This is a genomic window from Azospirillum thiophilum (assembly GCF_001305595.1).
Lineage (GTDB): Bacteria > Pseudomonadota > Alphaproteobacteria > Azospirillales > Azospirillaceae > Azospirillum > Azospirillum thiophilum.
In genome coordinates this window covers 574,352-596,372 of record NZ_CP012401.1, presented here as the reverse complement: position 1 = coordinate 596,372, position 22,021 = coordinate 574,352, and the positions used below count along the sequence as shown (strand labels likewise).

12 protein-coding genes, 1 tRNA gene and 2 pseudogenes are annotated in these 22,021 nt (G+C 65.9%); 9 read left to right on the top strand and 6 right to left on the bottom strand.

All coding sequences use genetic code 11. The annotated features are described in order from the left end of the window. Positions 1-311 precede the first annotated feature (311 nt). Positions 312-1,262, bottom strand: coding sequence for an N-formylglutamate amidohydrolase (locus AL072_RS02685; protein WP_045581624.1), 951 nt, complete (start codon positions 1,260-1,262; stop codon positions 312-314). A gap of 186 nt (positions 1,263-1,448) precedes the next feature. Between AL072_RS02685 and AL072_RS02680 the strand changes: the two genes are divergently transcribed. Further along, positions 1,449-1,523 (top strand) — tRNA-Val (locus AL072_RS02680). A 215-nt stretch (positions 1,524-1,738) separates the two neighbouring features. On the opposite strand, the pseudogene AL072_RS35490 reads toward AL072_RS02680, so the two are convergent. The 5 genes and pseudogenes from AL072_RS35490 to AL072_RS02660 form a co-directional block, all read right to left on the bottom strand. Next, positions 1,739-1,960 (bottom strand): annotated as a pseudogene (locus AL072_RS35490) (ISAzo13-like element transposase-related protein); the annotation flags it as partial. A 141-nt stretch (positions 1,961-2,101) separates the two neighbouring features. Then, positions 2,102-3,301, bottom strand: a pseudogene (locus tag AL072_RS02675) (IS256 family transposase). A gap of 204 nt (positions 3,302-3,505) precedes the next feature. Continuing rightward, positions 3,506-6,208, bottom strand: a complete 2,703-nt coding sequence (locus AL072_RS02670; protein WP_060721689.1) for an NAD-binding protein — start codon at positions 6,206-6,208, stop codon at positions 3,506-3,508. Between the two features lie 2 nt (positions 6,209-6,210). After that, positions 6,211-7,974, bottom strand: a complete 1,764-nt coding sequence (locus tag AL072_RS02665; protein ID WP_045581626.1) for an ATP-binding protein — start codon at positions 7,972-7,974, stop codon at positions 6,211-6,213. Between the two features lie 11 nt (positions 7,975-7,985). Next, entirely contained in the window at positions 7,986-8,966 is a 981-nt protein-coding gene (locus tag AL072_RS02660) for an SIR2 family protein (protein ID WP_158511037.1), read from the bottom strand. 316 nt (positions 8,967-9,282) lie between these two features. Here AL072_RS02660 and AL072_RS02655 point away from each other — a divergent pair, with 316 nt between their 5' ends. The 8 genes from AL072_RS02655 (at position 9,283) to AL072_RS02625 (ending at position 21,847) form a co-directional block, all read left to right on the top strand. Continuing rightward, positions 9,283-9,624 carry a hypothetical protein gene (locus AL072_RS02655; protein WP_144428124.1) on the top strand — a complete coding sequence of 114 codons (342 nt, stop codon included), beginning with the start codon at positions 9,283-9,285 and terminating at the stop codon, positions 9,622-9,624. Next, positions 9,621-11,585 (top strand): SIR2 family protein, encoded by a 1,965-nt coding sequence (locus tag AL072_RS02650; protein ID WP_045581628.1) that lies wholly within the window; start codon positions 9,621-9,623, stop codon positions 11,583-11,585. Before AL072_RS02655 ends, AL072_RS02650 begins: the two co-directional genes overlap by 4 nt. Positions 11,586-12,064: 479 nt before the next feature. Further along, entirely contained in the window at positions 12,065-12,358 is a 294-nt protein-coding gene (locus AL072_RS02645) for a type II toxin-antitoxin system CcdA family antitoxin (protein ID WP_045581629.1), read from the top strand. After that, the gene (locus tag AL072_RS36195) at positions 12,358-12,630 is read left to right on the top strand and encodes a CcdB family protein (RefSeq protein WP_082108892.1); all 273 of its coding nucleotides are present in this window, start codon (positions 12,358-12,360) and stop codon (positions 12,628-12,630) included. The genes AL072_RS02645 and AL072_RS36195 overlap by 1 nt, the downstream gene beginning before the upstream one ends. A 419-nt stretch (positions 12,631-13,049) precedes the next feature. Then, complete coding sequence (locus AL072_RS02640) at positions 13,050-14,216, top strand: hypothetical protein (RefSeq protein ID WP_052709963.1); 1,167 nt, start codon at positions 13,050-13,052, stop codon at positions 14,214-14,216. After that, complete coding sequence (locus tag AL072_RS02635; RefSeq protein ID WP_144428122.1) at positions 14,213-16,108, top strand: hypothetical protein; 1,896 nt, start codon at positions 14,213-14,215, stop codon at positions 16,106-16,108. The genes AL072_RS02640 and AL072_RS02635 overlap by 4 nt, the downstream gene beginning before the upstream one ends. A 13-nt stretch (positions 16,109-16,121) precedes the next feature. Then, positions 16,122-17,123: an AAA family ATPase gene (locus AL072_RS02630; protein ID WP_045581631.1), complete on the top strand. Its 1,002-nt coding sequence runs from the start codon at positions 16,122-16,124 to the stop codon at positions 17,121-17,123. Continuing rightward, positions 17,120-21,847, top strand: coding sequence for a tetratricopeptide repeat protein (locus AL072_RS02625; RefSeq protein ID WP_052709964.1), 4,728 nt, complete (start codon positions 17,120-17,122; stop codon positions 21,845-21,847). Before AL072_RS02630 ends, AL072_RS02625 begins: the two co-directional genes overlap by 4 nt. The last annotated feature ends 174 nt before the right edge of the window (positions 21,848-22,021 follow it).

The window sequence follows — 22,021 nt, the reverse complement described above, 5'->3', positions numbered from 1 at the left end:
AGGTTATGAAATGAAAAAGAAATTCATTTTCGGCTTGAAGCCGGGCGGGGTCGCGTTCATATTGTGCAGTGCGGCAATGGTCGCGCCTCGGCGCGGGTGTTGGCGTAACGCACTTCTTGGGCGTTTCCTCCCTAGACTGAGGCCGCGGGTTCTCCCGCGGCCCTTTTTTTTGTGCTCACGGCAGGGGCGCAAGGCGCCTGCAAGCCGAAGCGTGGCCGCAAGACCGATAAGCGCGAACTGTGGCGCGGAGAGGGCGGTTCAGGCGGATCCGCTGGAATTATGCCGCCGCGCCCACCGGTATTACCGGGACATCAGCGCGGTCCCAGCCCGTCCGGCGGCAACAGCCCCAGCGTGTCGACCAGTTCGGTCATATGGCGGGCCAGCACGTCCAGATAAGGCAGGCGGCTCAGCGCCGTCTCGTCCATGTAGAGGTCGCGGGCGATCTCGATCTGCAGCGCGTGGATGCCCTGGCGCGGCCGGCCGTAATGGCGGGTGGTGTAGCCGCCGGCATAGGGATTGTTGCGGCTGACGGCATAGCCCAGCCCGCGCAGGAAATTCTCCGCCGCGTCGATCACCGCGGCGGCACAGGCGTTGCCGTAGCAGTCACCCAGCACGATGTCGGGATGGCTGGCGCCACGCCCGCTGCGCCCGCCACTGGCCGCGGCGCCGGCCGACGGCATGGAATGGCAATCGATCAGCAGGGCATGGCCGAAGGCGTCGCGCGTCGCGTCCACCAGGTCGCGGAGCGCGGTGTGATAGGGGGTGTAGCAGCGGCCGATCCGGTCCAGCGCCTCGGCGAAGCGCAGCTTGCCCTTGTAGATGTCCTCGCCGTTGGCCACCACGCGGGCGATGGTGCCGAGCCCTGCCGCGACCCGCGGCGAGCGGGTGTTGACGTAGGCCGGCAGGGGGTCGGCGAACATCTCCGGATCCAGTTCGTAGGCTTCGCGGTTGACGTCCAGATAGGCGCGCGGGAACAGGGCGCGGATCAGCGGCACGCCGAAGCCGGGGGCGAAGGCGAAGATCTCGTCGACGAAGCAGTCCTCCGACTTGCGCAGCGCGCGGGCATTCAGGCGGGAGGAGGCGAGGAAGGCGGCGGAATAGCTGCTTCCGCTGTGCGGCGAGGCGAGCACGAGCGGCAGCCTCTGGCTTCGCGGGGCCAGAATCTCGAAGGCCGGGGCGTTTGCGGCCGGGCCGGGGGCGGGATCCGGGGCCGCATCGGGGCCGGCGTCGGCGTCGCTTTGCGCGTCGAAGGAGGCATCCATGGTCGAATGATGTAATGGACGCCGGCCGCCGTGTCACGGGAGCGCCCGTGCGCGCGCGGCCATCGGATAAAAAAAGCATATGGCGCGATGAAAGGGCTTGCACGCCCACGCCGAGGCCGGTATACACCCGCCCACGCCGGACGGAACGACGCCAAGCGCGCCGCAGCCGCCACCGGACGCCATAGTGGGCGGTTAGCTCAGCGGGAGAGCACTACGTTGACATCGTAGGGGTCACTGGTTCAATCCCAGTACCGCCCACCATCTTGAAGGCCGCGAACCGGAACGGGTTCGCGGCCTTCGCCATGTCCGGTCCGTTTTCCAGAGCCGCCTCAAGCGGTCAGCGACCCGCCAGGACAGCGGGGTGCCGCCGCGCACGCGCCAGCCGTCGGGCTCCAGTCCCAGGCGGGCGGAACCCAGGACCGCCTTTTCGAACAGGCCGCAGCCCCAGTGTAACTGTCCGCCGAAGGCCGTCTGTCATCGGGGAACTTGATTCCCTTATCGTAGGTGGTGGTGTCGAGTTTACAGGCGACGGTCAGGCCGGTCTTGGTGGTCGTGGCAGCGCTCAGTTTGACGACGGCGAGCCGGCTGGTTAGCGGGCGGGCACGCCAGTTCTGGGAGATGTGGCAAAAGAGGCGGTGCTTGATCTTGTTCCATTTCGAGGTGCCCGGCGGGTAGTGGCACGCCTGAATGGTCAGACCGAGTCCATCTGCTTCACGTTGAGAATCCCAGGCCGCACAGGAAGCTCAATCGATTCGTCTATTTTGGATCGGATCATGCCCCGAGGAGTGGTGTAGGATCTGGGTCGCTCATCAGGTTCTCCGGCCGGTCTGGCCGGATGGTCAGGCGGCCACAGCGGGCAGGCTGACGATGGGATCATCGCCGAGCGGGGCGATGGTTTCCAGCGTCATGTAGCGTGCCCGCTGAACGGCCCATTCATCGTTTTGCTCCAAGAGGATGGCGCCGATGAGCCTCGTAATCGCTTCCTCGTTGGGAAATATGCCGACAACCTCGGTGCGCCGCTTGATCTCGCCGTTGAGACGTTCAATCGGGTTTGTCGAGTGGAGCTTGGCCCGATGCTCCCTGGGAAAGGTCATGTAGGCCAGGACGTCTTCTTCCGCCTCGTCCATCAGGGTGGCCAGCTTCGGCAGCTTGGCCCGGACCTGATCGGCCACTTGCCGCCACTGCGTGCGAGCAGATGCCGCATCGTCCTGGGCGAAGGCCGTGGCGATGAAGGCCGCCACGACACGGCGTCCGCTCTTGCCGGCGTGGGTGAGCGCTGTCCTGGAGAAATGGACCCGGCACCTTTGCCACGTCGCCTGGAAGACCCGGGTGACGGCGGCCTTGATGCCGCCATGGGCGTCGGAGATCACCAGCTTGACGCCGCTCAGACCACGGCGCTTGAGCTTGCGTAGGAACTCGATCCAGAAGGTTTCCGCCTCGGACGGGCCGATGTCCATGCCCAGCACCTCGCGCCGGCCGTCGGTGTTGACCGCCACCGCGATGGTCACGGCGACCGAAACGATGCGTCCGTTCTGGCGCACCTTCACGTAGGTGGCATCCAGCCACAGGTAGGGCCAGTCGCCCTCGATGGGACGGCCGAGAAAGGTCTTAACCCGCTCGTCGATCTCGGCTCACAACCGACTGACCTGGCTCTTGGAGATGCCAGACATTCCCATGGCCTGGACCAGATCGTCCACCGAGCGCGTCGAGATGCCCTGGATGTAGGCCTCCTGGATCACCGCCGTCAGCGCCTTCTCAGCCATCCGCCGCGGCTCCAGAAAGCCGGGGAAGTAGGAGCCCTTGCGCAGTTTGGGAATGCGCAGCTCGACGGTGCCGGCTCGAGTTTCCCAGTCGCGATCGCGATAGCCGTTGCGCTGAACCAGTCGCTCGGCCGACCGTTCGCCATGACCGGCGCCGGTCAGGCCCTGCACCTCCAACTCCATCAGCCGCTCGGCAGCAAAGCCGATCATCTCGCGCAGAACATCGGCATCCGCGCCCTTCTCAAGCATCGCGCGAAGCGCCATCATCTCGTCGGTCATCGTGGTCACCCTTCGGTCGGGTTGAGGTGTGGTGACCAGACTCTATCGAAGAACCGCGATGACCGCCCCGCTATGGATAAGCGGCCCGCCTACGCCAGCCATCGGAGGGCGCTACGGCGGGCCGGTTCCCCACAGCTCCTACACCACCCCGTGGGGCACGACCTTGGATCGGCTCCTGAGGGTGAGTGGAGAAGATATCGTCTTTTACAGCTCGCTGCCTGAAATCGACACCCATTCCAATCCACCAAGCGATGGTTGCTCCACTCGGATGAGGCCGGAAACCTCTCGGTGGCGGGCGAAGCGGCCCAGCGGCACCGATGAAAAGCATGCGGGAATATGTTCTGGGTGGTTCCAGTAGCCGTACAAAGCTTGCCAGTCGCGCGTGCGTTGTGACTCATCAGCGACGGTGTTTTCGAACAGACGTTCGGCCAATTCGAGGAAAGCCGCGGCACTGTCCGTCGGGTTAACCTCGGTGCTGATCGAGGGGGACGGGCTGGGCGCCAAGTAGATCAGGCTGTCACAACGCTCGATCCAATAGGCGAGCGCCCGCGCCCGTTGCGCGGCCACGGCATCACGCCGGGGACGTGGCAGATCATTCGCTGATTGGGCGTAATAATTCTCGTAAAAGTCGTCTCCGAAACGGCCTGCCGGGATCATGTCGATGACCCATTCCGGTGTGCGCCACCACTGTGGTCGATTGCCTTGAGAGCGGAGCAGCGGGTCGTCGCCATCCTTGATTCGGGGGACCGGCAAAAAACGGGGACAACGCAGAACGATCGAGCGCTCCTCGAGGCGGCGTTGGGTTGCCTCGGGCCGCTTCTCCTCGACGGGCAAAACGTTGTCCAGGAGCCGCCAAACGAACTCCGCCTCGGCCGGCTCCTCAATGGCGGCCAGCAGCACGAGCCGGTGGTTGTCTGTGCATGCGCGGAGCCGGGCAAGGAGCGCCGTGGCTTGAGCGCTTTCCCAGAACCCGGCTGGCAGGCCATGGCACCCGACAGCGGCATGACCGATCACGCCCACCGTGTGGTTGCGACGCAGCCGATGAACGTCGGTGCCGCCGTCGTCCTGGCCGAGGACACCGTCCAGCAAGAGGAGATTCATGTCGCGGTCCTTAGCGTCTTCATGGCGCAACGCCTCGAAGGGGACCAGAAGACGGTGCAGGCGGCGGTCGTCATCCTTGATGGTGTCGGAAGGGCGATAGCCGATCGCGGCCCGGTCGGCCATCCATCGGGTGTGCTCCAAACGATCCAGCCAGCGCAGGGCCGGCTTCGATGGCAGTTCCGCCAATCGGAAGGCGCTGGTTGGACGGTTCGACAGGTCATAGCCAAGGCCCGCCAATTTCACCCGCAGGTGATCGGCCCCGGCCCGGCTCGAATCACGGAACGGCTCCGGGATTCTCATCCACTCCGGCAGCAACGCCTCGCGCCGGCTGGAAAGCTGGCGAACGCAGGTGCGGTAGAAGTCTGGAATTCCGTCGCCGTCCTGGTCCCGTGATCGCTCTTCGGCCGTCAACGCCATGCGCGCCGTGTAGCCAAAATGCAGAATTTGCGCCAGCCATTCGGAGTCGCCCTCGATGCCGCTGGCCCCCAGGATGTCCCTGACCAGGCCGAACGGGCGCAACTCGTCCTGGAAGCGCCGGCACTGGTTGGCGCCGGTGGACGGCATGAAATCCTCAAGCCCCTCGGCGTTGCGGATTCGCACGTAGATCGGCGCCAGAAAGCGCCTGTAGCGCGTCATCAGGGCGCGCAGTTCCAGAGCGGCCGCGATGTTGTCGGCTTCCACCCCCAGGCACAGAAAGGTCGCGGTGATGCCGTCGGAGTTCTCGATGTCGCGAAGCGTGTCACTGTCATCCAGCGCGGTGCGGCCAAACTCGATCGGATCGACCGTCCACCGGCAGGCTTGATCTATTTGCGGATAGCGGGCGGCGATGATGCGGCGGCAATCGTCGGGGTTGCGGTCGAAGATGGAGATGCGCGGCGGCTCGAAATCCTTGTAATGGCCAAGCTGGGCAATCTGCACGAACAGGCTTTCTCCCATGCTGCCGAACCCGAAGATGGCGGCATGGATGCGGCGTTGGCCACGCAGGTCGGCAAACTGGTGCAGCGGCACCGTGCGCAGCAATTCGCGCGCGGTCACGGTGTAGAAGCTGAACGGCAGCATGGAGACGGTGGCGTTTCCGGTGGTGGATGGCAGGTGGTGGTCGTGCAGGCGGAGCGCCAACCGAGGATCGAAGATATGAACGTACAGGTTGAGAGAATTCGGAGCCTCTTGGTCCATCCGCAGCCTTCGAATGCGCCCGGCGACCTCCATGTTGCGGACGTCGTCGTCGGTCACGACAGCCACGCGCTCCACCCGCCCGTCCAGGATTGGGTTCAGAACGTCGGGGTCGGCGCCATCGCCAACGATAAGACGAATCGAATGACGTTGGCAGAACGCGACCAACTCGTCGGATGGGTTGGAGTCCACCCCGACCACAAAGAGGTTTCTGTTCCGGTATTCCCGCGCGAACATTCGCCCGATCTGACCCAGCCCGATGACAACGGCGGTTTTCCTTTTCGTCCATCGGCTGAATCGGAGGGTCGTCGCGTCCCAAACGTTGGATAGCGTGTGCAGCACGGCGGCGGCCAGCGCGAACGGCGTGGCGATCCGCAGCATTTGGAACGCCCACCACACCCAGTCCGGTGCGTCGGTGAACTGCGGATCGAGATTGTTGCCCTCAAGGGTGAACAGCATCAGCGCCCGGTATGCGATAGCCAGCAATCCCGACAGGCCGGAATCGACACAGGCCTTTTCCTCCGCCTTCTCGGGCAACGGGCAATCGGGCAGACCGAAATACAAAAAGGAAAAATTGATCGCGAGAACGATGAGAATCAAAAAGATGGGTAGCTTCCGCAAGCGTATCGGCATGGTCAGGCATCGGCCGGCTGAGGGGCGGGGGCGGCTTGCAGGCTTTGTCGACGCCACGCTTCGCAGGCGTCACGCAAGCTGTCCGGGTTGTCGGTGCCCGACCAGCGGGTCCAGAATTCAATGGTTCTGCTGTCGGGCTTGTTGCGCGGCTCGGCGATGCGGATGCGGGCGGGCAGCAGGCTGGCGTCACCCACCACCACCGCCTCGCCGACGTCGAGGATGGGCAGCAGATCGGCGAAGCCGGCCAAGGTGTCGGGCAGCAGGCCACGCACCCGGTTCTGGTCCTCGGCGTTGGTCAGGCGCATGGCGATGACGTTGTTGCACTGGCTGATCACGGTGCGGCTGACCTCGGCCGGGCGTTGACTGATGATGACCAGCCCGACGCCGTACTTGCGCCCCTCCTTGGCCAACCGCTCGAAGGTGCGGACGGCGACGCGCGCCTCGGAATCGTCCTGAGCGAGGTCGGGAATGTAATTGTGTGCCTCGTCGCAGAACAGCGCGATGGGATGCCGCCGCTCCGAGGGGGTCCATTGCTGAATGGAGAAGGCCAGCCCGGCGACCATGGCGACGATCAGCGGCAGAATGTCGGAGGGCACCTCGGAAAAGTCGATGATCTTGACGCCGCCCGCGCCATCCGCCTGCCCGCACCGCCCGGCCAACAGGCGTTCGACGAGGGTGTCGAGATAGTCGAGTTGCATGGTGGCGGGCTGACCGCCGAACAGGAAGCCGTGGCGGCGGTCTTGGAGCTTGGCGTCGAGGCGCGCGATCAAACGGCCCAGCTTGTTGTTGAATTCGGCTTGACGCTCCTTCCCAGTGTTCGGGTTGGTTTCCATCGCTTCGTTATGTTCGACAAGCCCGTCCAGCACCCATTTCAGGTCGAAAGGAATCGGGCTGTCGACGGTGAAGCCAGGCAACAGGTCTTCCCGTCTGGCGTCCTTGATGAACGTCTCCTTAGCTTCCCGTACCAGACGACTGATCAGCATCGACTGGTTGGGCGCGTTCTGGTCGCTGCGTTCCACCAACAGCGTGCGAAGCGCCTCATAGTTCAGCAGCCAATAAGGCAGGTACAGGATGTTCGGCGATGCCGTTTGAGTATCGAGATCGGTCGGGCCTGCCACCCGCAGGTGCCGGAAGCCAGGACCTTTCAGCGTGCGGTATTCGCCATGGATGTCGAAGACCAGCGCGTTGGCGTTCGGTAGATCCGCCACCTGCTCCAACAAACGTGCCGTTGTCCAGCTCTTGCCCGAGCCGGTGCTGCCGACGACGACGGCGTGACGTTGGAAAAAGCGATTGCCATTCAGCAAGGCGGCGGCTCCGGCGTCCAGGGTGTAGCTGCCGAGCGACAACGCCGTCTCTTCGCCCTTGCCGATCTGGGATACGACCTGCATGAAGGCCGTCAGGTCAGACCCTTCCAACGCGAAGCACAAGGCGTCGATCTGTGGCACCGCCTCAAGCGACCGGCGGAACACATTCCGATGCTCGCGGTCGCGGTGAAAAAGCGTGCCCACCAGGGCGATGCGGACAAAGTTGCTTTCCGATGGATCCAGCCCGGGAAGGACATCCTCATCCAACCCGCCACCATCCATCTGGCGGGTGATCTTGCGCACCACGCCGATCAGCGGCTGTCCGGGACGCGCCTGGAGCACGACCAGCCGGTTCACCTGCAAGCGTTGCAGCCGATTCGGATCCGGGACCTGCACCACGGCATTTCCCGTATCCACCGAAACGACCTTGCCCAGGGCGTTCTCGTCACGAAAGGCGAACATGATCGTTTTCCTCATGACGCGAAATTCAGGAAATGATGAAAGTCCCACAAATCGACACCTTCCACCTCCAGACCATCACGGCAGTTCGGGGTGTGGATGAGGGTCTTACCCTCTGTTTCCGCCTTGGACAGGATCACGCAATTGGCCTTGGCGTCGATCAGCAGTTCCTTGGCCTTTGGCGTGATGTCGCGGGTCAGGAGAACGACCGGCATCTTGGCGTCGCGGCAGCGTCCGATCAGGCGTTCCTGTAAATGGCTGTCGTTGAAACCATAGCCGACGCATAGAAAGGCTTCCGCCTGCGACAGCGCGCGGTCGGCCTCCTGCATGCAGGATCGGTAGGGATCGCGGTGGGTTTCCTCATATTTGCTCCGCCCCGGCGGCACGATCACCGGGCGGGCCATCGACATGCGGGCGGGCGGAGCCTCGTTTGATGCACCGATCGGCAGGCTGAGAATGCGCTCTTGCCCCGGCGCGCCCAGGCGGAACCAGTCGATGGAGCCATGCACCTTCCAGATGTCGATCGTGCGCGCCTCGACCTTATGGATGGTGTCGTAATATCGAACCGGCCGGTTCATCTCCTGCCAGGTCCGGATGTAGCCGGAGCCGAATCCGGTGCGATGGCAGTAGCCGGCGATGTCGGCGGCGTATTCGGCGATGCGGTCATAGTTGGGCGTGACCACCGTCACCCGCCGGTTCTGGCTGCTCAGCAGAAAGCGGAACAGCCGGGCGAGCGGCGGCTCACTGCCGGCAAGGAAGGTTAGAAACGCCTGCTGATCGCCGGTCGCGACGCACATCCAGGTCGCGTTGATCACCGCCTCGTGCAGGGTGGGGTGTTCGTGCAGGTTGGCTTGCTGAAGTGCGGTTTCGAGATCCGTGAATTGCCCGGTGTCCGGATCCTTGGCGGCCAGGATTTTCTTGAACGCCTCCCATGCGGTTTGCTCCGCCTTGGTCCGCTTGCCCGGCTCGATCGCGGCGACGATGGCATCCTTCAAGGCGGACATCGTCGGCAGCCCGTGCCGGACCGAGGCGCCGCTGCCCAGCACGATCACCGGATTGCGGGCGAGGCAGTTGTTGGCGATGAACTGCCGGGCTTCTTCAAGGACGGCTTTCTGATCGGACTCGGATGGCATCGGGCTGACCTGCGCGGCGGGAGACGGCGCTTTTTTTTAGCACGACGTTCATATGGCGCAACCATCACGAGCCATTTCATTCACATGAAGTGGATTTTGGATGTGTAAGGTGGATATAATGCTTTCTATTGGAGCAAGAAACTGGCCTTCCTTCTCAAAAGATGGTTCCAAGAGAGGCATGGACACGAATCCACTCCTTAATCCGATGGTCGTCGCCCGTGAATTGGTGCGGCGCCTGGAGGAGCAGACCGGCGTCACCCTGCCGGATGGTGCGATGATGTGGCTCTTGTACGGAGACAGCGAAGCTTTCCCCGCCGATGTCGGTGGCGCGCCGCTCTATCCGATGCAGGAACTGGGCTGCATGGCGGGCCCCTACCGTTGGCTTGCCAGCCAGGATCTGGGGGAGGCGGTGTTCGCCACCAAGCGGTGTTGGGAGGTGCGCGGGCTGAGCGCCGCGCCCCATGACCTGGAACGTCAGCGGCGCTGGTATGAGGCGCTCCGCGTCGGAACCGTGGCATGACGGAGAATACCTGGCTGGCACGAAAGACGGCGGCGGTGCCGGAGGGACGGTTGATCGTCTGGTTCGGTGCCGGCGTGTCGAAGGCGAGCGGCATGCCGCTGGGCTACGGCCTGACCGAGCAATGGCTGCGTCATCACCTGCCGGACGGGGAGGCGGACACCATCCTTGCCCTGTTTGCCGACAATGCGGAGCTTCTCGACAAGGATCTGCCTCGTCTGGAAAAGGTGATCGAGGACGCGCGCTGGACCTTCGGCATCGACTGCCTGAAAAATCTGGAGCTCTTCCGTCTGTGTCGGCCGAACGCCCTGCATCGGGCGATCGCCGATCACATCGTGGCGCATCGGCTGTACGCCATCACCACCAACTTCGACACGGTGGTTGAGGATTGCTGGCCGGGCGTGATTCCCGTGATGACGCCCGCTACCGGCATCACCGCCGATTGGGGGTTGATCAAGCTTCACGGCTCGTTGGGCGAAGACCTCGCCACCCTTGGCCATTCCATCGCCAATCTCCAGGCGGGTTTGCCACCCGCGTTGCGCGAACGGGTCGAGACTCTGCTCGACAATCCCGGCAACACGATGGTGTTCTGCGGCTACAGCGGCGCGGACTTCTTCGACATCGTGCCTTTGTTCCAGGACCGCGCCCGTATCGAGCGTCCTTTCGCGGCCCGCATCGTCTGGCTGCACCATGCAGTGGCCGCCTCCGTGGACGTTCAGACCCACGGCGTCGATGATCGGGCTTGGACCGACGATATGTGGGAGGAGGCTCTGAGCACCGGTGCGCTGGATATGCTGCGGGCCTTCGATCCGGCGCGCAAGGAGGGTCGTGCCGGCGACACGCGCGCGCTGCTCGCCGAATTGATGCCGCTGCCGGAGCTTCCCGACCCGTCCCCCGGAATGCCATGGCGGAGCGGTTGGGAGAAACGCTTCCGCCCCGATGCGGATGGCAAGGCGCTCTACGCGGCAAAGCTCTACGCCAGCATTGGCATGGGCGCGCGAAGCGCCGCGTTCATCGACATGGCACGGTTGCCGAGGAATCGATTCGACCATCGCCACCAGCTTCTGTTCAACGCGTTGCGGGATCAGGGGTTCTATGACGCCGAACGGATTTTGCACCGATGGGCGATGACCGTGGATTTCTCGGACTATTCGCGGAGTTTCCACCGCCGTCAGTGGGCGGCGGCGCTCCGTTTGTCCCGTCGTCCGATCACGGCCGGTATCCTTTATCTCATGATCCTTTGGCGTTTCCGGAATGAGCGGCCTTTCGCCGACTCTGATCGGCGAGAGGCCTTGTGGTCGGTGGTTGAAGCCGGCCTGTTCGCGCAAGCGATCGTCGCCGGATTGCCGCCGGAACGGGCCGTGCACGCACTTCTTTTGCCTTTGATTCTGCCCCTGCGTTTGATGATCGGGGCATCCCTGGCCCTTTTCCAGCGCCATGCGGCGGGGAGTCCGGAAGCCACCGACCCGCATCTTCTGGCCCTGGTGACGCGGATCAGTTCCTTCCTTGCCGACTGGCCGGGGCCGGTGGTGGCCTTCCTGGAACGCGTGATCTACCGCCGGGATGGACTGCCCGTGCTGGAGTTCCACGATGACACCCCCGAGCGCTATCGCGAGACGGACAGCCTTCTAGGACTGGTCAATCATGGACGCAACCACGCGGTGCAGGCGCTGCGGGCGGCGGGCTGGGGGTGGCTGGGGCGCCAGGATGATGACAAGTCCGGCCATGGCTGGATCGTGGAAGCGGTCAGTTCCCTGAAGCTGTCGTACAGAATCGCCGGCTTGATTGGCGATCCGATGGGGCGGATCAAGGCGTTGCGCCTTCTGGCCGGGATCGCGCGCCGATGTGGTCAACACCGGATCGCCGCGGGACGCCAGCGTCTGGCCGTCGAACTGGAGACCCGGCAGGCTTTGGCCGCCCGTCTGGCGCATCGGCGGGCCAAGGCCTGGGTTCAGTGCGGGTGACGAAGCGATGAATGGTTCTTATGCAGTCCGGGTTAAACGGAAGGCGGCCAGTTGGAAGCCCAGAGCGTGGAAAGATGTCCTGCACGCCTATGAACGACGAAGCGCGCTTCCGCCCGGCAGCCAACCGAAAGCCTGAAAAGACCAAGGGCTTCCAGATTTCTCTGGAAGCCCTTGGTCTTGTTTGGTGGAGCCAAGCGGGATCGAACCGCTGACCTCTACAATGCCATGGTAAGGGTTTCCACGTTAATACGTTGATATTTCTTGATTCCAGGTGACGGAAATCGACGGAACCCAACGCGAACTGACGGGAGCTTCGTTGAAGCTCGTTGAAGGACGTTGAAGCCTTCGCGTCGAAAAAGCACCTATGGCGAGATGAACTGCCCGGCGCTTGGCGGCGTTCCATCGTTCCTCGAGGAGGAGCCTTCTTGCCCTCTTCGCCAATGCGCACCACCATACGCACGACACGGTGGAGGGTTAGCATGAGTCACATCCAGCGGACTGCGGCCGGCTACGATGTCGGAGCTTCGAAGAAGCGCGTCAACGTCACGCTCAACGAAGACCTCGTTCGAGTCGCCCAAGCCTACACCGACAACCTCTCCGGCACCATCGAGACGCTGCTTGCCACTTGGGCGCAGATGGAACGGCGGAAGCGGGAGGACGATCAGAAACACCATCGGAAGGTCGCCGCGGCTTGGAACGCCTTCAACGAACGGCATGGTCGTTTCGCCGACGAGTGGAATCGTGACTTCATGCCGGACGACGAGGACCGCTGATGCCGCAGTTCGACGTGCACCGCAACCCGGGTCGCACCGGGGCCGCGATCCCGTTTGTCCTCGTCGTGCAGGGCGACAGCTGGAAGGACCGCGCCGATCGCGTCGTCGCACCGCTGGTCCTGGCGAGCGAGGTCGGGTATCGCGGACCCGACCCTGAACCCGGACTTCACCATCGACGGCACAGCGGTCATCCTGAACCCGCTTCAGTTGGCGACCATTCCCACCCGTGTGTTTGGCCCCGCAGTGGGAAGTCTCGACGGCGAGCACATTAGGGTCATTACGGCGATTGATGCGATGATCGCCCAGGGCCATAGCCGGCGCTGGGCTGGCCAGCGCCTTGGCTTCTCGCTCCGTCGGAACTCGCCCCTGGACCAAGCGCCGCGCCTGTCGCATCCTGCGCGTGCTATCAGAAGAGGTATTTTTAATGGCAATGGGTGCGCAGCGCTGGTTGACGATCACCGAGTCTCCGTTCCCTTGGCCGTGACCGCCCGGCTCTGGTTCAGAGGCCAATTCGCCCAACCGCAACCAGGGTTATAGGGAAATCTGGCAGGGTTCACCTTCGGCGGAAGGAACGCCGCCGTCAAAGCTCCACATAATCAGGCGAATCCGCACGTGAAAAATGCAATTCCCCCATGGAGCATTTATTTGGCGGGTGATATTATGTCATCTGCAACAATTAGGATAGGGCGGAATGGCGGACGGTACCATCATCCTTGTTCACGGCACGGGGGTTCGCCTCGAAAGCTACACCACCACCTTTGCCTCTGCCGTTTGGCAGGCGCGGGAGGCTGGCATCGGAGCCCGCCTTGTTCCCTGCGCCTGGGGCGACCCGCTAGGTGTCGCGTTCGAAGGGCGGTCGCTACCCGATCCTCCCGAGGCGGCGGTGCGCGATGCCGAGGCGGCAGAACTCGCCCGCTGGAACTGGCTGTTTCCCGACCCGTTGTGCGAACTGGACCAACTCACCATCCCCGACCGCCGCGCCCCGCCCGCGCCACCCGCGCCGCCGAACCGGCCGCCAGCTTGGCAGGTCGCCTGGGAGTTTATCGCTGCCTACACGCCAAGCTCTGAGCTGCTGATTCTGCTGAAGGGCGGCGGCCTGGATGGGCTGTGGCCGGCGGCCTGGTCCGAGATCATCGGTGACCCCATCCCGAAGCAAGCTTTCGAACGCTCGGCTCACGAAATTCCAGTGGTCGCCCGGGCGCTGGCCAGGGCGCTGGTCGCTAGGCTCCACACGCTGGCACTGGAGGCTAGGCTGCCTGGACCGTCGAGCGCCCTGCGCGCCAAGCTGGTCGAGCGTCTGGTGCAGGACTGGAAGCAGGATGTGCTGGGCCTCGGCAGCTTTCTGGTCGGGACACTGAAGCGCCGGGCGACACGGCTGATGCGCGAGAACCGGCACGGCCTGTCCCACGGGGCGGCGTTCCCGCTCGGCGACATCCTGTTGTACCAGAGCCGGGGGGAAGCAGTCCGCGCCTTCATCCGCGAAAAGATCGCCGCCGCGCGCGCCAACGGGCCGGTCACGCTGGTCGCCCATAGCCTGGGCGGCATCGCCTGCTTCGATCTGCTGGCCCTTCCCGACCCGCCAGCAGTGGACCGGCTGGTCACCGTCGGGTCGCAGGCGCCGCTGCTGTACGAACTGGGCGCGCTGTCAAGCTTGGCCCCGGGCGACCGGTTGCCGGACGGTTTTCCCCCTTGGCTCAACATCTACGACCGCAACGATCTGCTCAGCTACGTCGCCGGTCGGCTGTTTCCGCAGGCCAAGGACGTCGCGGTCGAGTCCGGCCAGCCCTTCCCGGACGCCCACAGCGCGTATTTCGGCAACGGCAGCGTGTGGGCGGCGATCCGGGCTGCCCTGCCATGACGCCGGGCGGCCAGATGGCCGATGTCTGCGCCTTCGTCGTCGGCCTCGACCATTACGAGGCGCCGGACTGGACGGTGGCCGGGCCGTGCCGCAACGCGCTGGACATCGCCCGCTGGCTGCTGGACGAAGCGGGTGTGCCGGCCACCGGGATCCACCTGTTCCTGGCGGTCGACCGCCAGCGGATGGCGTCCGGAGAATCGGCGGATTTGCGTCGCGACATCGACTATCTGCGCGCGCGCCACGTCGCGGTCGAGGAGAATGCGACACAGAGCGTCATCCGGACGTTCTGGCGCGGGCCGCTCAAGGATGGAACCGGATCGAAGCTGTTCGTCTACTGGAGCGGTCACGGCATACTGAACGAAGAAGGGCGGGCCTTCGTCTATCCAGGCTACACGACTGACGATCCGGCCCAGGCGCTACACGTTGAGTCCTTCTGCAGGACACTGCGCAGCGACGCGTACGGTCGCTTCACGGAGCAGATGATCCTAGCCGACGTCTGCGGCGTCTTCAGACCCGAGCTCAGGCCACATGCGGACGACGTGACGGGAGTCGCCGTCGACACCCTCCAGATCCGCGCCTTCGCCACCCCGGAAGGCGGTTACACGCGCGGACAGGGGCAGTTCACCCGCGCCCTTCTCGACGCGCTGGGTGGCTTTCCCGGCTGGCCGATCGATCGGAGAGACAGAGGGGAGGGATTCTACAAGGCGGTCAATGGCGCCTTTCGGCAACAAAGCAGCGAAGTTCTGCATTGGGGTGTGTCCGGCGCCGAAATCTCGTCCGACTGGTGCGTCGGCTGCGGAGAGAACACGCTGGAACGGTCGTGTCGGGACATGCTGTCCAAATGCCATCTGCCGGACGAGTGGCTGCTCGCCCCCTACCGCCGGACCGACAGCCGGCTGAACGGCGTTCTGCCGGGCGCCGACACGCTGGCCGCCAAGCTCCGCGCCCTGGGCACCCTGGAGCGTACCGAAGCGGGGAAGGCTCCCCTCGGCCTCGCCGACTTCCTGCTGCGCGTTGCCGACTTGCCAGAGATCACCAAGGCCGATGCCGAACGCATTCTCCGCTGGCTGGAGAACAATACTACCACCCAGACGCTGGCCACCGCCCGCCATGAGATCGCGGGCGAGAGCCGGAGCCGGCACCTGATCGTGACGCTGGTGGAGGACAAGACCGACGGCACCCTGTCCGGCTGCCGGAGCGAGCTGCTGTTCGGCGATGGCAGCCCGGTGCTGCCGAGCGAGGCGGACAGCGCCGATGAAGGCCCCATCACCAAGGTCACGTCAGTGGCGGCGCTGGAATGTTACCTGAGGGAGCGGATCGCCATCCTGTACAAGGATGGCCATCTGCGCGAGGGCGACCACATTCACATCCTGGCCAAGCCGGTGTTCTTCCACATCCCGTTTCACGCGCTGGACATCGCCCCAGACGGGGCGGAACTGGGTACCGTCTTCATCGTCACCTTGCACGGCCGCGCGCGCGTTCCGGCCGGATCGTCGGACCCGCCCCCCATGTGGCTGGGCATCCGCAAGCACGATGAGGAGCTGCGTCGGCGCGGAACGGCGGCGTGCGTGCGGAACTGGATCGAGGTGGAGCCCGGTCAAATCCTGTCGGCGGCGGCGGGGCTGCGCATCCTACCCTTCCCCCCGCCGCCCGAAGGGCGGAAGGCCCGGGACGTCCTGGTCAAGCTGCTGCGGCTCGGCATACCCTATCTCTGCCTGCCCGACCCGACGCGGATCAACCGGCCCTTCGACCTGCCCGGGGCCTTGGCTGTCGATAGTCTGGACGACATCCCGGCGGCGTTCCACCGGGCCCGGCTGTGCGGCCATCCGCTGGCCGCGCATTCCGGATTGCTGTGGGACAACCCGCACCTTCTTCCCTACACGCCGGCATAGAAAGGCCCGCAGGATGAACGACTGGAAAATCTTCCGCGGCGACGGCGTTACCCATGACGGCCTCATCGATCTGCCCGATCCGCCGCCCTGGCGCTTCGGCGGGCAGGCCAAGGGGATCGAGCCCGTGGCGCCCGGCGCATGCTCGTTCGACCCTCTGGCGGAGGCGCCGCGGGCGCGGGCGTTCCTGCCGACGCAGGAGATGATCCTGGCGGTCAACGCCGCGTTGTACCTGCGCCGCCCGCTGCTGCTGACGGGACGGCCGGGAAGCGGCAAATCGACCCTGATTAGCAAGGTCGCCCACGAGCTGATGATGGGGCCGGTGCTGCGCTGGCCGATCAACTCGCGCTCGACCGTGCGGGGCGGGGTGTACGAATACGACGCGATCGGCCGGTTGCAGGCCGACCGGGAAGCGCCGCCGCCGGTGGAGCAGTACCTGACGCTCGGCCCGCTAGGTACGGCGCTGGCGGCCAAGAGGCGGCCGCGCGCGCTGCTGATCGACGAGATCGACAAGTCCGATCTCGACTTCGCCAACGATCTGCTGAATGTGATCGAGGAGGGGGATTACGAAATCCCCGAGTTGCGGCGGCTGGGTGAGGGCTTGGTCAAGGTGCGCAATGCGTCGGGCAACGAGGTATCCGTCACAGGCGGGCGGCTGACGGCCACGCAGTTCCCGTTCGTTGTGATGACATCGAATGGCGAGCGCGAATTCCCGGCCCCGTTCCTGAGGCGCTGCATCCGCCTGACCATCGAACCGCCCGAGCGCGAAAGGCTAGGGAAGATCATCGAGGCGCAATTGGAACGGTACCGCGCGGCTCTTGCTCCCGACGCCGTCGAGGCGCTGATCGACCGCTTCCTCGAAAACCACGAGGAGGGGAAGATGGCCACCGACCAGCTCCTGAACGCCGTCTTCCTGACGGTCGCCCTTCGCGGCGGCGAGGGGCGGAGCTTCAGCGATCAGGAGCTGGAGGATCTGCGGGAGAGCCTGCTGCGCCCCCTCGACGGAGCGGACGTGTGAGGCTGGACGCCCTTCTTGTCCATCTGGAGCGGGCCGGGCTGGCCAACGACACGGCAGGCCTGCTGGACGCCCTGTGGCTGGCGACGCGTGGCCGGGTCCTGACGCTGCATAACGCGGCCACGGAAAAGCCCGCAAAGCCCGCCCTGCCGCCGGCCAGCGCCGGCGTGTTGCCGCCCGCAAGGTCCGAGACCGGCGTCCAGGCGATCGAACTCCCGGAGTCGGAGCGCCTGGAGCGGCCGGACGCCGCCAGCGAGGCGGAACCGTGCGGAGTGCCGCCCACCGACACCGTGCTCTATCCGCCGGGCATGCCGGACGACGGCGGGCGCCCCGGCAGTCTTGCGGCGATCCCGGCGGCGCACACGCTTTCGGAACGCCTGCCGCTGACCTGGGCGCTGCGCCCGTTCCGCCAAGCCTGGCCGTCACGGCGCGACGTGGAACTGGACGAGGCGCGAACCGCCGCGCAGACGGCCGAGCTGCGCCAGATTTTGCCCCATGCGCTGGCGCTGGCGCTCCGCCCGCGCCCGGAACGCTGGTTCCAGGTCGATCTGGTGATGGAGGACGCCGAAACGGCGGGGGTGTGGGCGGGGCCGCTGCGGGACTTTGCTGCGCTGCTGCGCGATTCCGGCGCTTTCCGGTCCGTCCGGCGCTGGCGCCTGCGTCTGAACCGCGCCCCGACCGGTTCAGCGCCCCGGCCGATGCTGGAGGCACCCGGCGGCGCTCTGGTGCCGACGGCACGGCTGGCCGGTGACCGGCGCCGACTGATCTTGTTCGCCAGCCACGGCCTGTCCGGTCATTGGCGCAACGGTCACTATGCTAAGCTGCTGACCGGCTGGAGCCGGGGGACGTGCGTGGCGCTTCTCCACCTGCTGCCACCGCCGCGCTGGGACGACACGACGCTGGGCGACGGGCACGGGGTGTGTAGCGCCCCGCACCCCGGCGCGCTGGGAGTGGAGTTGCGGCCCGAGCCGGCGTGGTGGTCAATGGCGCCGAACTTGGACCGCCCGGGCGGCATCGCCCTTCCCGTTCTCGCCATGGAGCCCGCCATGGTCGCCAGCTGGGCGCGGATGCAGATGGGGCAGAGCCATCGCGCGCCCATGTTCCTTCTCCACTCACCCGGGACTGAGGCCGGAACGGATGGGATGGCCGTGGCGGAGAACGCAGCCGATCCAGACGGAGGCACCATGACCCCAGCGATGGTGCAGCGTGCCGTCACCAACTTGCGCGGGTGGTCGCCCGCCGGCTTCCGGTTGGCGGTGCTGCTGAGCGACGTTCCCTTCACCCTGCCGGTCGCCCGGCTGGTGTTGGAAGCGGCGGATGTCCGCGACGGTCGCGGCCCCGAGGCGCTGGGCCATCTGCTGCTGAGCGGCTTGCTCCGCGCGCGGTCCGTCGCTGGGGGGGCGCCGGACCCCGACCGGGTGTGGTACGAGATCCGGCCAGAGGCATGGGCGCTGCTGCGGCGCTCCCGGCGCACCGACACGGTGGCGAGCGTCGCGCACGGGCTGGAGGCGCAGGTCCGGACACACCTTGAGCAGGCACGGGGTCGAGCGATCGACACCCGGGCCTTTGTTCCCGACACGGCCGGACGCTTCGATCTGCCCGATTGGGCGCAGCCCTTCGCACATGTGTCCCGTTCCCTGCTGCGGCGGGAGCCCCCATCGCCGATCCCGCCCGCACCTGCCCCGGTGGAGCGACGAAACAGCATGGATGCGGTGGTCATAATCCAAAGAGCCGACGGGGATGGCCTCACGCTGACTTGCGGTGGCGTTGCCCTGCATCTCCAAGCCAAGCACGCCCGGACGCGTGCGCCCCGCTCCGACCTTGACCTTCTTCGGCCGGAAAGCCGGCTTCTTGATCTCGTTGGCCGTGAGGTCGAAATGGCACGGCTCGACGCTTGGCTTGACGATCAGCGCCCCGTACTCGTGCGCGGCATCACCGGCCACGCCGGCAGCGGCAAGACGCGGCTGGCCATCGAGCTGTGCAGCCGGGCCGCCGCCGCTGGCTGGCGGGCCGGCTTCCTCGGCGGTGGCGACCTCGACGCCTTTGTCAAGGCGCAAGGCACTGCGGTCTGGCCGGCGGCGGAGCGGATGCTGATCGTCGTCGATTACGCCGCCCGGCGGGCGGGCGGGCTCAACGCTTGGCTCCATAGCCTCGCCCAGCGCGACGGGGCCCACCGGCCACGGCTCCGCCTGTTGTTGCTGGAGCGTCACGCAAGCCCTAGCGAGGGCTGGTGGGCCGACCTGACCCGGCCGGAGGGCAGCGACAGCCTCCATGACGGTTTCGATCTCCTGGAACCGGTTCCGCTGCGTCCCCTCGCCGAGGTCGAGCAGCGGCGCGACCTGCTGGCCGGCGTCATGGCCGCCTGGTGCCGGCGCAACGGCACGCCGGTGCTGACCCCGCCGGCCGCCAGCGCCGATCCGCAATTCGACCGCTGGCTTGCCGACCCGGGGCTTACCGCCGAGCCGCTGTTCCTGATGATGGCGGGGCTGGTCGCCGTGCGGGACGGGATGGAGACGCTGTTGAGTCTGGGCCGGCTCGATCTGGCCTTCCGACTGGCGTCCCAGGAGCGGGACCATCTGGCGCGGCTGGCGCGCGAGCATGCTGTCAGCGTGCCGCTCCTTCTCCACCTCGTGGCCTGCATCACGCTGTGCCAGGGCGTCGAGCGTGACGCGTTGCGCACGCTCATCGATGAGGAGTGCGCGGCCCTTCCCCAGGAGAGCGGCACCGGGCGCGACCGGCTGGCCGAGTTGCTCGAAGCGGTTCTCCCCGCCCAGGCCGTTGCGGGCCGGGCAAACGGGCTGGGCGGTATCGAACCCGACATCATCGGCGAGAGCTTCTGCCTGCTGGTTCTGGCGGCCGGCCGGGATCTCGACGAGGAGGCGCTGATCGACCGCTGCCGCGAGCGCGCCCCGGTGCGGACAGCGCAGACCTTGATCCGCATCATCCAGGACTTCACCCGCCCAGCCGCCGAACTGGCTAACGACGGCACGCCCGTCGCCCGTCGCCCGGAAGGCCGCCTGCCAGCCGGCCTGCTGGGCGAAGCCAACCCAGCGCTCGGCTGGCTCGACCGGCTGCTGGCCGGAACGGTGGAGCCCGGAATCTTGATGGCGATCTCCAATCAGATGCCGCGGCACAGGCGAATCTTGCGCGAGCGATTGGTGGTCATCCATCAGCGGATCACCGAGATGCTGCGCCTCGCCCTCGGCGTAGCGGAAGGCGGTGCGTTGGAATCGACGCCGGGCGCCGCAAGGCCCGCCGCCCTCCGCTCCAACCTCGCCGCTTCGCTCAACACTCTGGCCGGTCGCCTGAGCGATCTGGGACAGTACGAGAAGGCCCTCGACGCCGCTGGCGAGGCTGTGGCGCTCTACCGCGACCTGGCCGCCGAAAAGCTCAACGCTTTTCAATCCGATCTTGCCACAGCACTCAACAATCTGGCCAATATCATGAACGCTTTGAGGCAGCGCGAGCAGGCCCTCGACGCCGCTACCGAGGCGGTGGCGCTCTACCGCGATCTGGCCGCCAGAGGGCCCGATGCCTTTCAATCCAGCCTCGCTGGTTCCCTCAACACTCTCGCCAAAGTCTTGAGGGCTCTTCATCGTCGCGAGGACGCACTCGACGCTGCCGAGCAGGCCGTGGCGCTCTACCGTGATTTGGCGGCGGCCCGTCCCACTGCCTTTCAACCTGACCTCGCCACGGCGTTCAACAATCTGGCCGGGCTGTACCGGGATCAAGGCCGGCTGGACGAGGCGGCCCCGCTTCTTGCCCGCGCCTTGTCAATCCGGGAGACGGCACTCGGTCCCGACCATCCCGACACCGCCAGGAGCCTCAGCAATCTGGCCGGGCTGTACCGGGATCAAGGCCGGCTGGACGAGGCGGCCCCGCTTCTTGCCCGCGCCTTGTCAATCCGGGAGACGGCACTCGGTCCCGACCATCCCGACACCGCCAGGAGCCTCAGCAATCTGGCCGCGCTGTACCGGGATCAAGGCCGGCTGGACGAGGCGGCCCCGCTTCTTGCCCGCGCCTTGTCAATCCAGGAGACGGCACTCGGTCCCGACCATCCCGACACCGCCAGGAGCCTCAACAATCTGGCCGCACTGTCCCGGGATCAAGGCCGGCTGGACGAGGCGGCCCAGCTTCTTGCCCGCGCCTTGTCAATCCGGGAGACGGCGCTCGGTCCCGACCATCCCGACACCGCCAGGAGCCTCAACAATCTGGCCGCACTGTCCCGGGATCAAGGCCGGCTGGACGAGGCGGCCCCGCTTCTTGCCCGCGCCTTATCAATCCGGGAGACGGCACTCGGTCCCGACCATCTCGACACCGCCAGGAGCCTCAGCAATCTGGCCGGGCTGTACCGGGATCAAGGCCGGCTGGACGAGGCGGCCCAGCTTCTTGCCCGCGCCTTGTCAATCCGGGAGACGGCGCTCGGTCCCGACCATCCCGACACCGCCAGGAGCCTCAACAATCTGGCCGGGCTGTACCGGGATCAAGGCCGGCTGGACGAGGCGGCCCTGCTTCTTGCCCGCGCCTTGGCAATCCGGGAGACGGCACTCGGTCCCGACCATCCCGACACCGCCAGGAGCCTCAACAATCTGGCCGGGCTGTACCGGGATCAAGGCCGGCTGGACGAGGCGGCCCCGCTTCTTGCCCGCGCCCAGGCGATCCGAAAGGCGATGCTCGGTCTGGACCATCCAGACACCACCAGCAGCCTCGACACTCAGGAGCAATAAGCGGACGCGACGGTAGATTGCGGCGGATGAGGTCGCTCTCCAAGGTGTACTTCCCGTTGCCGTCCGGGATGGCAAAGGTCACCTCGACACGGCGAAGGTCGAACTGACCTACCACAGCTTGCAAATCCTGCCGCAGGTTGGAAAACAAAAACGCTATCCGGTCCTCGCCTGACG